11 protein-coding genes are annotated in these 12,486 nt (G+C 68.7%); 3 read left to right on the forward strand and 8 right to left on the reverse strand.

Features of this window, described 5'->3' with window-relative positions; translation table 11 throughout:
* Position 1 precedes the first annotated feature (1 nt).
* The 4 genes from CFB46_RS13645 to CFB46_RS13660 form a co-directional block, all read right to left on the reverse strand.
* The gene (locus tag CFB46_RS13645) at positions 2–1,117 is read right to left on the reverse strand and encodes an acetoin dehydrogenase dihydrolipoyllysine-residue acetyltransferase subunit (protein ID WP_089500270.1); all 1,116 of its coding nucleotides are present in this window, start codon (positions 1,115–1,117) and stop codon (positions 2–4) included.
* Between the two features lie 4 nt (positions 1,118–1,121).
* Positions 1,122–2,126, reverse strand: coding sequence for an alpha-ketoacid dehydrogenase subunit beta (locus CFB46_RS13650; protein ID WP_089500271.1), 1,005 nt, complete (start codon positions 2,124–2,126; stop codon positions 1,122–1,124).
* Positions 2,127–2,180: 54 nt separating this feature from the next.
* Positions 2,181–3,164 (reverse strand): thiamine pyrophosphate-dependent dehydrogenase E1 component subunit alpha, encoded by a 984-nt coding sequence (locus CFB46_RS13655; RefSeq protein WP_027784606.1) that lies wholly within the window; start codon positions 3,162–3,164, stop codon positions 2,181–2,183.
* A gap of 68 nt (positions 3,165–3,232) precedes the next feature.
* Complete coding sequence (locus tag CFB46_RS13660) at positions 3,233–4,291, reverse strand: ATP-NAD kinase family protein (protein WP_089500432.1); 1,059 nt, start codon at positions 4,289–4,291, stop codon at positions 3,233–3,235.
* A gap of 530 nt (positions 4,292–4,821) precedes the next feature.
* Here CFB46_RS13660 and CFB46_RS13665 point away from each other — a divergent pair.
* On the forward strand, positions 4,822–6,741 hold the full coding sequence (locus tag CFB46_RS13665; protein ID WP_089500272.1) for a sigma-54-dependent Fis family transcriptional regulator: 1,920 nt from the start codon (positions 4,822–4,824) through the stop codon (positions 6,739–6,741).
* Positions 6,742–6,760: 19 nt separating this feature from the next.
* Here CFB46_RS13665 and CFB46_RS13670 read toward each other — a convergent pair whose 3' ends face one another.
* Together CFB46_RS13670 and CFB46_RS13675 are read right to left on the reverse strand one after the other, a co-directional pair.
* The gene (locus tag CFB46_RS13670; RefSeq protein ID WP_089500273.1) at positions 6,761–7,195 is read right to left on the reverse strand and encodes a carboxymuconolactone decarboxylase family protein; all 435 of its coding nucleotides are present in this window, start codon (positions 7,193–7,195) and stop codon (positions 6,761–6,763) included.
* A complete protein-coding gene (locus CFB46_RS13675) occupies positions 7,179–7,640 on the reverse strand; it encodes a MerR family transcriptional regulator (RefSeq protein WP_027784610.1) in 462 nt (153 codons plus the stop codon). The genes CFB46_RS13670 and CFB46_RS13675 overlap by 17 nt, the downstream gene beginning before the upstream one ends.
* Positions 7,641–7,915: 275 nt before the next feature.
* Between CFB46_RS13675 and CFB46_RS13680 the strand changes: the two genes are divergently transcribed.
* Positions 7,916–8,518 (forward strand): ComEA family DNA-binding protein, encoded by a 603-nt coding sequence (locus CFB46_RS13680; RefSeq protein WP_089500274.1) that lies wholly within the window; start codon positions 7,916–7,918, stop codon positions 8,516–8,518.
* 88 nt (positions 8,519–8,606) lie between these two features.
* Positions 8,607–9,038: a YidB family protein gene (locus CFB46_RS13685; RefSeq protein ID WP_027784612.1), complete on the forward strand. Its 432-nt coding sequence runs from the start codon at positions 8,607–8,609 to the stop codon at positions 9,036–9,038.
* 115 nt (positions 9,039–9,153) lie between these two features.
* Here the strand turns inward: CFB46_RS13685 and clpB are convergent, their stop codons facing one another.
* Both clpB and CFB46_RS13695 read right to left on the reverse strand, forming a co-directional pair.
* Complete coding sequence (clpB, locus tag CFB46_RS13690) at positions 9,154–11,751, reverse strand: ATP-dependent chaperone ClpB (RefSeq protein WP_027784613.1); 2,598 nt, start codon at positions 11,749–11,751, stop codon at positions 9,154–9,156.
* Between the two features lie 155 nt (positions 11,752–11,906).
* Entirely contained in the window at positions 11,907–12,425 is a 519-nt protein-coding gene (locus CFB46_RS13695; protein WP_089500275.1) for an Rrf2 family transcriptional regulator, read from the reverse strand.
* Between the last annotated feature and the right edge of the window lie 61 nt (positions 12,426–12,486).

The raw sequence follows: 12,486 nt of genomic DNA on the forward strand, positions 1-12,486 counted from the left end.
GTCAGTCTCCGAGAAACGCGACGATCAGGCGGTTCACGTCGGCGGCCGCCTCCATCTGCACCATGTGCCCGCTGCCGGCGATCACCTCGGCGCGCACGCCGTCCGGCAAGCCCTGCGCATGCCGCGCGGGAATCACCTGGTCGCGCTCGCCCCAGATCACCAGCGTGCGCGGCGCGAGCGTCGCGAGCCGGTCGCGGAACACCCGTCGCTGCGCGGCGCCGTCGAACGCGGCATGCGCGATTTTCTCCAGCGCGGCCTGCACGCCTTCGAGCCGCTTGTACTTGACGAGATCCTCGACGAGCTGCCGCGTGACCAGCGCGTTGTCCGCGAACAGCGCGCCCAGATGCGGCTTCAGCGTGTTGCGGCTGTTGCCGGCGACGAAGCCGTCGATGTAGGCGCGGTTGATGTCGGCGCCGAGCCCCGCGCTCGCGATCAGCGTGAGCGAGGCGACGCGTTGGGGCGCGCGCTCGGCCGCCGTCATCGCGACCGCGCCGCCCATCGAATGGCCGATCAGGTGCGCGCGCTCGATGTGCTGCGCATCGAGCAGCGCGAGCACCGCGTCGGCCAGTTCGTCGAGGCTGCCGGTCTCGACCGCCTTGCCCGACTCGCCGTGGCCGGGCAGATCGAGCGCCCACACCGGCCGGTGCGCGGCGAGATCCGCGTGATTGAACAGCCAGTTGTTCAGGTCGCCGCCGAAGCCGTGGATCAGCACGGCCGGCGTGCCGGAACCGTCGCCCAGCTTCAGGAAGCGGATCGTGCGGCCGCCGATCTGCGCCTTCTCCGGCTGCGGGCCGGCCGCCTCGTCGGCAGCCGCGCTCGGCACGAAATCGCGCTGGAAGTCGGCGATCGCCGCATCGATGTCGGCGTCGCTCGCATCGGCGGCCGCGACGACGCCGAGCAGCGCGCCGACGGGCAGCGTCTCGCCCTCCTGCGCCACCTGCCGGCGCAGCGTGCCGTCGAACGCGCACTCGACGCCCGACGAGATCTTGTCGGTCTCGACGTCGAGCACCTCGTCGCCCTTCGCCACGCGTTCGCCGATCGCCTTCAGCCAGCCGTTGACCTGCCCCTGCTCCATCGACAGCCCCCACTTGGGCATCGTGATCATGTGAATCGACATCGTGTCAGCTCCTCGTATTCAGGACCGCCTGCGCAATCGCATCGGCGGACGGGATGTACAGGTCTTCCAGCACGCCGGCGAACGGCGCGGGCGTATGCGGCGCGGTGACGAGCCCGATCGGCGCCTTCAGCGACCGGAATGCGCGCTGCGCGATGAGCGCGGCGATGTCGGTCGCGATCGAGCAGCGCGGGTTCGCTTCGTCGACCACCACCACGCGCCCGGTGCGCGCCGCGCTTTCGAGGATCGTTTCCTCGTCGAGCGGCGACGTCGTGCGCAGGTCGATCACGTCGCACTGGATGCCGTCCTTCGCGAGCGTCGCGGCCGCGTCCATCGCGAGATGCACCATCCGGCCGTACGTGACGATCGTCGCGTCGTCGCCCTCGCGCATCACGTTCGCCTCGCCGAACGGAATCGCATAGGATTCCTCTGGGACGTCGCCCTCCCGCGTATAGAGCAGCTTGTGTTCGAGAAAGATCACGGGATCGTTGTCGCGGATCGCCTGGATCAGCAGCCCCTTCGCGTCGTACGGCGTCGACGGGCACACGACCTTCAGCCCCGGAATGTGCGTGAACAGCGACGTGAGCATCTGCGAGTGCTGCGCGGCCGCGCGCAGCCCGGCGCCGTACATCGCGCGGATCACGACCGGCGTCACGGCCTTGCCGCCGAACATGTAGCGGAATTTCGCGGCCTGGTTGAAGATCTGGTCGAAGCACACGCCCATGAAATCGATGAACATCAGTTCCGCGACGGGTCGCATCCCGCACGCGGCCGCGCCGACCGCCGCGCCGATATAGCCGCCCTCCGACAGCGGCGTATCGAGCACGCGGCCCGGAAACTTGTGGAACAGCCCCTTCGTCACGCCGAGCACGCCGCCCCACGCGTCGTCCTCGCCCGGCGCGCCCGCGCCGCCCGCGTTGTCCTCGCCCATCACGATCACGCTGTCGTCGCGCGCCATTTCCTGCGCGAGCGCCTCGTTGATCGCCTGCGAATAAGTGATCTTCCTTGCCATGTCTGTCTCCTGGAATGTTCGGTTCGCCGTGCCGGCCGCTGGGTCAGGCCGCGCTCACGGATACGACACGTAGACGTCGGCCAGCAGGTCGGCGGCATCCGGCAGCGGCGCCGCCTTCGCCTGCGCGACCGCGTCGTCGATCAACGCCTTCACCTGTGCGTCGACCGCGCGCAGGTCGTCGGTGGTCAGCGCTTCGGCACGCACGACGCGCGTTTCGAAATGCTTCAGGCAGTCCTTCTCGTCGCGCAGCTTCTGCACTTCGCCCGGCGCGCGATAGGTTTGCGCATCGCCCTCGAAGTGGCCGAAGTAGCGCGTGAACTTCACCTCGACGAGCGTCGGGCCGCCGCCGTTGCGAGCACGTTCGACGGCCTCGCCGAGCGCCTCGTGCACCGCGAAGAAGTCGAAGCCGTCGACGATCACACCCGGCATCCCGAACCCGTTCGCCCGATCGGCGATGTTGTCGGTCGCGACCGACCAGCTCGACGACGTCGCTTCCGCATAGCCGTTGTTTTCGGCGACGAAGATCGCGGGCAGCCGCCACACCGACGCGAGGTTCATCGATTCGAAGATCACGCCCTGGTTCGACGCGCCGTCGCCGAAGAAGCACACGCCGACGCCGCCCGTCTTCTTGTGCTTCGCCGCGAGCGCCGCGCCGCACACGAGCGGGCCGCCCGCGCCGACGATCCCGTTCGCGCCGAGCATCCCCATCGACAGGTCGGCGATGTGCATCGAGCCGCCCTTGCCGTGGCAGACGCCCGTCTTCTTGCCGTAGATCTCGGCCATCATCCCGTGCACGTCGACGCCCTTCGCGATGCAATGGCCGTGGCCGCGGTGCGTGGTGGCCACGTAGTCGTCGAGGCCGAGGTGCAAGATCGTGCCGACGGCGGACGCCTCCTCGCCCGCGTACAGGTGAACGAAGCCGGGTATCTCGCCGGTCGCGAATTCGACGTGCAGGCGTTCCTCGAATTCGCGGATCGTGCGCATCAGCCGGTAGGCGTCCAGCAGCTTGTCCCTGCTGAGCTGTGTCGAAGCGGTCATGTGTGTCTCCTGGGTAGGTCTGACTACGAATGCCGCCCCGGCCATGCCGCGGCGGCGGACTTTGGCGTTCACTCGCGCCACGCGCCGGCGTCGCGCAGCAGTTGCCGCGACGATGCGTAGCGCAGCGTGCGGCCGACGTCGACCGTCAACGGCCCGCGCCAATCGAGCGAGATCTCGTAGCGATCGCCGCGCGCGACCTCGATCTCGCGCTCGCCGTCGAACGCGAGCGTGCCGCGCTCGAACGGAATCGCGTGCCACGCGCCCGGTTCGAGCCGCTCGCAACTGCGCATCACGACACGGTCGACGCGCCCCGGCGCGATCGGCGCGACGAGCGGTGTGCCGGCCGCGTTGCCGGCTTCCGCGAAGCGCATCGCGAGCCCGTGGGGCGCGCTGCGTTCGAGCGGCGCCCATGCGCCGCCGAGCGCGGACAGGCCGATGCCGTCCGGTTCCGCGAATGTGAGATAGAGCGAATCGATGTCGTTGGAGCCGGAAATCGCGCGCGCGCCGATGAAGCGCTGCCGCGCGGCGCACACGTCGACGAGCGCGATCTCCTCGCGCCCCGGCTGCGCGCCCGCGACGCAGCGCACGACGAGCCGCTTGTTGCGCACGAACGCGACCTCGGCCGGCACGGCGCCGCGCGCGGCGAGCCCTGCCGCGACGCCGGCGACGGTCGCCTCGCGATGTTCGGGAAACGCGTTGTTGGTGCCGGTGGACAGCGCGACGAGCGGCGTCGCGCCGCAATGCGCGGCTACCGCGCGATGAGTGCCGTCGCCACCGAGCACGACGATCAGCGACACGTCCATCCGGTGCAGATAGGCCGCGCCGGCCTGCGTGTCGGCGACGGAATCGGTGATCGGCAGGTCGACGAATTCGACCTCGGGCCAGCGCTCGTGCGGCGCGACCGCGCGATGCGTGTCGATCGCGCGCAGCAGCAGCGTCGCGATGCCCGTGCGGTCGCGCAGCGTCAGCACACGCTCGACGCCCATCGCGCCAAGGCCGGCCAGCAGGCGCACGATCATGTTCGCCTTCTCCGCGGTCGGAAACACGGATGCATGCGTCGTGAGGCGGCGGATGTCGCGCCCCGAGGCGGGGTTCGCGATCACGCCGACGGTAACGGGCGTCGTCACGGGTTTGTCTCCATCCAGTTGGCGGGGCCGGCGCAGTGGCGCATCGGCTTCGCCCGTTTCGTCCGCTGCCATCGACGGGCGGCGGATCGTCGTCGCCGACGCGATCGCGCCGGCTTGCCCTCATCTCTGCAAGCGGCGTGCCATCGTGCGTGCGATGGCCGCGAAACCCGCGTCCGCACTGGCGCGGCGGGCCTGCGCGTGTCCTGGATGCGCGGCCGTGACGACGCGGCGCACGTCGAATTCGCCGGGACGTCTCACGTCGTCGATACGGCGATGCGATCGCCGCGCCCCCCGCGCATGCGCGGCATTGCGCCCGCAAACCCTGCGTTCGCGCGGCGCCGCGCATGTAACGACCCGCCGGACGACCGCCGCACGCCACGCATGCGGCCGTCTCAACCGCGCGAGACACGGAGCGGTACCCGTGAGACGACCGTCTCACGCGCCTTGCGTGCTGCGATGCAATGTGATCCGCCGGACCGGATGTGCTACAAGAACAGCGACATCCCCGCCGTACGGAACCGGAGCCGACCATGCCCTACGCCGTCCCACAGGCCCAGCACGCCGATCGTGTACTCGGCGCGCTCGCCGGACGCCTGCCCGCGCCCGCCGATTCCGCGCGCCTCGTGTCGTCGTGGCAACGGTCGCTGGAGCGCTACCGTCTCGACCCCGCTTCGTCGATAGGCCCGCGCGTGCTGACCGCGGCCGAACTGCGCGAGGTGCGCGACAAGGAGGAAGCCTTCCTGCGCGCGTCGGGCCAGTGCCTGACGCGGCTGCACGACATGATCCGCGTCGCCGACTACTGCGTGATGCTGACCGACGCGCACGGCGTGACGATCGACTACCGGATCGACCGCGAACGCCGCAACGACTTCCGTCACGCGGGGCTGCACATCGGCTCGTGCTGGTCGGAAAGCGAGGAAGGCACCTGCGGCGTCGCGAGCGTGCTGACCGATCTCGCGCCGATCACCGTGCACAAGACCGATCACTTTCGCGCGGCGTTCACGACGCTCACGTGCAGCGCGGCGCCGATCTTCTCGCCGGGCGGCGAACTGATCGGCGTGCTCGACGCGTCGGCCGTGCATTCGCCGGACGGCCGCGACAGCCAGCGCCTCGTCTATCAGCTCGTGCGGCAGAGCGCGGCGCTGATCGAGGACGGCTACTTCGTGCACAGCACCGCGCAGCACTGGATATTGTTCGGGCATCCGAACCGTCACTACGTCGAGGCGCAGCCGGAATGGCTGATCGCGTTCGACGAATGCGGCAACATCGTCGCCGCGAACCGGCATGCGCGCGATGCGCTGCCCGCGCTGCGCGAGCCGCGCCATATCGACGAGATCTTCGATGCGACCGAGATGCCGCTGCGCGACGCCGCGCGGCTCGATGCGATCGTCGCGCTGCGGCTGCGCGCGACCGGCGCCCCGCTCTACGCGCGGCTGCGTGCGCCGCTACGGCGCACCGGCCGCGAACCCGGCGCGGCATCGCGCCGCCCGGGCAGCGCCGCGCCGCGTCACGTCGGCGCGCTGACACCGTTCCTGAACAGCAGCGAGCCGCGCATCGCGCAACAGGCCGAACTCGCGCTGCGCATCGCGAGCAAGCGGCTGCCGATCCTCGTGCTCGGCGAAACCGGCGCGGGCAAGGAAGTGTTCGCCCGCGCGATCCACGACGCCGGCGCGCGGCGCGCGCGGCCATTCGTCGCCGTCAACTGCGGCGCGCTGCCGGAGGCGCTGATCGAGAGCGAACTGTTCGGTTACGCGGCCGGCGCGTTCACCGGCGCACGCAAGCACGGCGCGCGTGGCAAGATCGCGCTCGCCGACGGCGGCACGCTGTTTCTCGATGAAATCGGCGACATGCCGCTCGCGCTGCAGACGCGTCTGTTGCGCGTACTGGCCGACGGCGAGGTCGTGCCGCTCGGCAGCGATACACCCGTGCGCGTCGACCTCGACGTGATCTGCGCGACCCACCGCGATCTCGCGCGAATGGTGGCCGACGGCACGTTCCGCGAAGATCTGTACTACCGGTTGAGCGGCGCGACGTTCGACCTGCCGCCGTTGCGCGAACGCGCGGACGTGCGCGACGTGATCGCCGCCGTGTTCGCCGAGGAAGCGCAGGCGACCGGCCACGTGCTCACGCTCGACGCGACGCTCGCCGAACAGCTCGCCGCGTACCCCTGGCCGGGCAACGTGCGGCAACTGCGCAACGTGCTGCGCTATGCGTGCGCGGTGTGCGACGCCGCGCGCGTGACGCGGCGCGACCTGCCGGCCGAGCTCGCCGCGCAACTCGGCGGCGCCCCGGCGGGCGCGCTGCCCGACGACGAACGCGGCCGCATCGTCGCCGCGCTCACCGCGCATCGCTGGCGGCCCGACGCGGCCGCCAGCGCGCTCGGCATGTCGCGCGCGACGCTGTACCGGCGCATCGCGAAGTACCGGATCGTCGCGCCGCATCGCGCGTGACGCGCAGGCGCATGCTCCGTCATGCGGGCTGCCCGGCCGCTTCGTTCGTGTCGTCCGCCACGCCGGCCGCTTCGTCGCGCCGCGTGAACACCTCGTGCGCGGCGAACAGCGCGTTGAGCGCGGCCGGCATCCCCGCATACACGGCCATCTGCATGAACACCTCGACGACCTCGTCGCGCGTGCAGCCGACGTTCAGCGCGGCCTCGATATGCACCTTCAATTGCGGCTGCGCGTTGCCGAGCGCGGCCAGCGCGGCGATCGTCGCGATTTCGCGCGCCTTCAGGTCGAGCTGCGGCCGGCTGTAGATGTCGCCGAAGCTGAATTCGACCAGCAGCCGCCCGAAGTCCGGCGCGATCGGTGCAAGCGCCGCGATCACGCGTTCGCCCACTTCGCCGTCGATTTCCTTGAGCTTGTTCCAGCCGCGCGTGTAGCGATCCTCAACGAGTCGTTCCATCGTGTCCGTCCTGTTCCGATAAAGAGTGAGAAGGATTCGCCCGTCGTTCCGTTTCCCGTTCCCGCGCCTCGTAGTACGCGATCTTGTCGCCGATCGCCTCGAGGCTCGCCTGCAGCTCCGCGATATGCGCGCGCACCGCGTCGCGATGCGCGACCAGCAAGTCGCGCCGCGCGCCGAACGTCGACTCGCCCTGCTCGCGCAGCACCGCGAACGCCTGCATCTGCGCGATCGGCATGCCGGTCGCCTTCAGGCGCATCACGAAGGCCAGCCAGTCAAGGTCGGCCGGCGCATAGAGCCGATGCCCGGCCGCCGTGCGCGAAATCGCGCGCAGCAGGCCGGCCTGCTCGTAATACCGCAACGTGTGCGTCGACACGCCCGTCAGTTCGGCGACTTGCCCGATCGTCAGCGGACCGGCGGCGGTGGGTTGGGATACGGTTTTCGACATGGCAGGAACAAGGTTAGGAGTTAGAGTTCACTCTAAGTCAAGCGTTGTCGAACGGCCAGTGTCGCGACCGCCGGCGACACCGTAAAGAATGGTCAAAATCGGCGCCCGGTATCGGTTTTGCCCTTTACAGCACCGCAAGCCTTCAGCAAGATTCGGTCAGCCTGTCTTAAAAAGGGCACGCATTTGTCCTATGCTTAACGGCGACGCCCGGCCAGCTCGCGCCCCGTCGTCCGTTGCAACAGCCATTCATCCGTCAGAACCAGGGAGCCTATGCCATGCTGAAGAAGCTGCTGATGCTGTTCGTCGCGCTATCGCTGTCGCTCGCCGCCGGCCTTGCCGCGGCCGTCGAAGTCAACACGGCCGACCAGGCCGCGCTCGAATCCGTGAAGGGTCTCGGGCCCGTGAAGTCGAAGGCGATCATCGACGAACGCACCAAGAACGGCCCGTTCAAGGACGCCGACGATCTCGCGAACCGCGTGAAGGGCCTCGGCACGAAGTCGGTCGGGCATCTCGAGGAAAACGGCCTGACGATCGGCGGCGCGTCGACGCCGCCGAAGGGCGTGAAGCTGTCGAAGCCGGCCGCGACGACGTCCGCGACCACGTCGACCACGACGTCGGCAGGCACCGCATCCACGTCCACGACCGCGACGGCCGGCACGGCGCCCGCGCCGACGGCGAGCGCACCGGAAGCGGCCTCCAAGCCGGCCAGGACCAAGCGCGCATCGAAGAAGGAAAAGGCGGCAGCGGCGGCAGCGGCATCCGCCGACGCGGGTGCGAGCGCATCGGCGGCCGCGTCGTCCACGAAGGCGACGAAGGGTTCGAAGAAGAAGAGCAAGAAGGACAAGGCAGCCTCCGCCGCCGCGGCGTCGGGCGCCTGATGTGCGCCGCGCGCGCGACGGCGTGCGCGCGGCATTCGTTCAACGGGCGCCGTCGTCACGGCGCCCTTTTCAGTGAAGGTGAAGAACCATGGGTCTCCTCGACATCGTTGGCGGTCTGATCGGCGGCCAGGCCGGCGGCAACTCGCAAAGCGCGCTGATCACGACCGCGCTCGAATTCATCAACAACCAGCCGGGCGGCCTGAACGGGCTGATCGAGAAGTTCAAGGCCGGCGGCGCCGGCGACGTGATCGGTTCGTGGGTCGGCAACGGCGAAAACCAGCCGATCTCGCCGGACACGCTGCAGAACGTGCTCGGCTCGGACGTCGTCGGCTCGCTCGCGAGCAAGGTCGGCATCGATCCGTCGCAGGCCTCGTCGATCCTCGCGCAGGTGCTGCCGCACGTGGTCAACGGCGCGACGCCGAACGGCGAAGTGCCGGCCGGCGGCCAGGTCGACACGTCGAACGTGCTCGGCACGCTCACGCAGCTCGCCGGCATGTTCGGCGGCAACAAGCAGGCCTGAGCGCCCGCCGCGACCGGGCGGCCCGTTCGGCCGCTCCATAAGCAAACACCCCGCCGAGGCGGGGTGTTTGTTTTTGCGCCCGGTGCGAACCGGGCGCGCTGCCGATGGCAGGCGATCAGTGAACGACGCGGTCGAACACGAACTGGCCGTCGTTGACGTCGACCGGGATCACGTCCTTCGGGCCGAAGCGGCCGGCGAGGATCAGCTTCGCGACCGGGTTCTCGATCTCCTGCTGGATCGCGCGCTTCAGCGGCCGGGCGCCGAACACCGGATCGTAGCCGACCTTCGCGATCTGTTCGAGGGCCGCGGGCGACACGTCGAGCGCCATGTCGAGCTTCGCGAGCCGGTCGTGCAGGCGCGCGAGCTGGATCTTCGCGATCGACTCGATGTTGCTGCGGTCGAGCGCATGGAACACGACGACGTCGTCGATCCGGTTCAGGAACTCGGGACGGAAGTGCTGCTTCACCTCGAGCCACACGGCGTCCTTGATCTCTTCCTGCGGCGCGCCCGTCATGGCCTGGATCACCTGCGAGCCGAGGTTCGACGTCATCACGATGACCGTGTTCTTGAAGTCGACCGTGCGCCCCTGCCCGTCGGTCATGCGGCCGTCGTCGAGCACCTGCAGCAGCACGTTGAACACGTCCGGATGCGCCTTCTCGATCTCGTCGAGCAGGATCACGCTGTACGGCTTGCGACGCACGGCTTCCGTCAGGTAGCCGCCTTCCTCGTAGCCGACATAGCCCGGCGGCGCGCCGATCAGCCGCGCGACGCTGTGCTTCTCCATGAACTCGCTCATGTCGATGCGGATCAGATGCTCTTCCGAATCGAACAGGAACGACGCCAGCGCCTTGCACAGCTCGGTCTTGCCGACGCCCGTCGGGCCGAGGAACAGGAACGAGCCGTACGGACGGTTCGGATCGGCGAGACCCGCGCGCGAACGACGGATCGCATCGGCCACCGCGCTGATCGCCTCGTCCTGGCCGACCACGCGCTCGTGCAGCTTTTCCTCGATGTGCAGCAGCTTCTCGCGTTCGCCCTGCATCATCCGCGACACGGGAATGCCCGTCGAACGCGACACGACTTCCGCGATTTCCTCGGCGCCGACCTGCGTGCGCAGCAGGCGCGGGCGGGTCGGGTTGTGCTGCTCCTGCTCTTCGGCCTGCGTGACCTGCTTCAGTTGCGACTCGAGCTGCGGCAGCTTGCCGTACTGCAGCTCGGCGACCTTCTCCAGCTTGCCTTCACGCTGCAGGCGCGCGATGTCCGCCCGCACCTTCTCGATTTCTTCCTTGAGCTGCGCGCTGCCTTGCACCGCGGCCTTCTCGGCGGTCCAGATCTCCTCCAGGTCCGCATATTCGCGGCCGAGGCGGTCGATCTCTTCCTCGATCAGCTGCAGGCGCTTCTGCGACGCTTCGTCCTGCTCCTTCTTCACGGCTTCGCGCTCGATCTTCAGCTGGATCAGACGACGGTCGAGCTTGTCCATCTCCTCGGGCTTCGAATCGATTTCCATCTTGATCTTCGAAGCGGCTTCGTCGATCAGGTCGATTGCCTTGTCGGGCAGGAAGCGGTCGGTGATGTAGCGATGCGACAGCTCGGCCGCGGCGACGATCGCCGGGTCGGTGATGTCGACACCGTGGTGCAGTTCGTACTTCTCCTGCAGCCCGCGCAGGATCGCGATGGTCGCCTCGACGCTCGGCTCGTCGACGAGCACCTTCTGGAAGCGGCGTTCGAGCGCGGCGTCCTTCTCGATGTACTTGCGGTATTCGTCGAGCGTGGTCGCGCCGATGCAGTGCAGCTCGCCGCGCGACAGCGCCGGCTTCAGCATGTTGCCCGCATCCATCGCGCCTTCGGCCTTGCCCGCGCCGACCATCGTGTGGATCTCGTCGATGAAGACGATCGTCCGGCCTTCGTCCTTCGCGATATCGTTGAGCACCGCCTTCAGGCGCTCCTCGAACTCGCCGCGATACTTCGCGCCGGCGAGCAGCGCGGCCATGTCGAGCGACAGCACGCGCTTGCCCTTCAGCGTCTCGGGCACTTCGCCGTTGACGATCCGCTGCGCGAGCCCCTCGACGATCGCGGTCTTGCCGACGCCCGGCTCGCCGATCAGCACCGGGTTGTTCTTGGTGCGGCGCTGCAGGATCTGGATCGAGCGGCGGATTTCGTCGTCGCGGCCGATCACCGGATCGAGCTTGCCCGCACGGGCGCGCTCGGTCAGGTCGACCGTGTATTTCTTCAGCGCCTCGCGCTGGCTTTCCGCGTCCTGGGTGTGCACCTGCGAGCCGCCGCGCACCGCGGCGATTGCGGCTTCGAGCGACTTGCGCGTGAGGCCGTGCTGGCGGGCGAGCTTGCCGGCGTCGCCCTTGTCGTCGGACACGGCGAGCAGGAACATCTCGCTCGCGATGAACGTGTCGTTGAGCTTCTGCGCTTCCTTGTCGGCCTGGTTCAGCAGCCCGGCCAACTCGCGGCCGATCTGGATGTCGCCGCCCGTGCCCGTCACTTGCGGCAGGCGCGAAATGGCTTCGTTCAGCGCGCCTTGCAGCGCCTGCACGTGCACGCCCGCGCGCGACATCAGCGAGCGGGCCGAACCGTCCTGCTGCGCGACCAGCGCCGCGAGGACGTGAACGGGTTCGATGTATTGATTGTCGCGGCCTGCCGCAAGGCTTTGCGCGTCCGCGAGTGCTTCCTGGAACTTGGTGGTGAGCTTGTCGATTCTCATTTAGTCGAGACCTCCAATTTTCGATTAACACCAAGATGAGGATGGTTATGCGGCTTTCAAGCGAAATTCGGGTTGATTCAGCGCAAAAAATGCCGGATAGCCTGAAAACGGTCCAGCGGCGTGATGAGGTGGGCGCGGCGCGCGGCGCGCGCGTGTCAGTGGGTGTTGGACGACGGCTCGGCGGCGGCCGGCGCGTCGTCCGGCACCGGCGCGGCACGCACGAGCGTGACCGGACGGATGCCGAGCAGCGCCACGAGCGGCGACGCGGGCTCGGCCAGTTCGCCGAGCGTGTGACGATCGAGTTCCGCGAAGAATGCATCGCGCGCGGCCGCCAGCACGCCCTTCAGCCGGCACTGCGGCTCGATCACGCAGCCGCGCGACTCGCTGCCGTCGGGCGAAAAGCAGCCGACCAGCGCGAAGTCGTTTTCGGTCGCCCGCACGACCTGGCCGACCGTCAGTTGCAGCGAATCGGCAAACAGCCGCAACCCGCCGTTGCGGCCGCGAACGGTGTCGACCCAGCCCAGCTCGCCGAGCTGCTGGACGACTTTCATCAGATGGTTCTTCGAGATGCCGTAGGCGTCCGAGATTTCCTGGATCGTCGCGAGCCCCTCGCCGCGCACGGCCAGGTACAGCATCACGCGCAGCGAATAGTCGGTGTAGTCGGTGAGTCTCATGGGCGAATACGGAAAAGATCGATCGTGCCCCGTTACGTGAGCCGGGCGGATCGCGATGCGT

The organism is Burkholderia sp. HI2761, from assembly GCF_002223355.1.
Classification (GTDB): Bacteria; Pseudomonadota; Gammaproteobacteria; order Burkholderiales; family Burkholderiaceae; genus Burkholderia.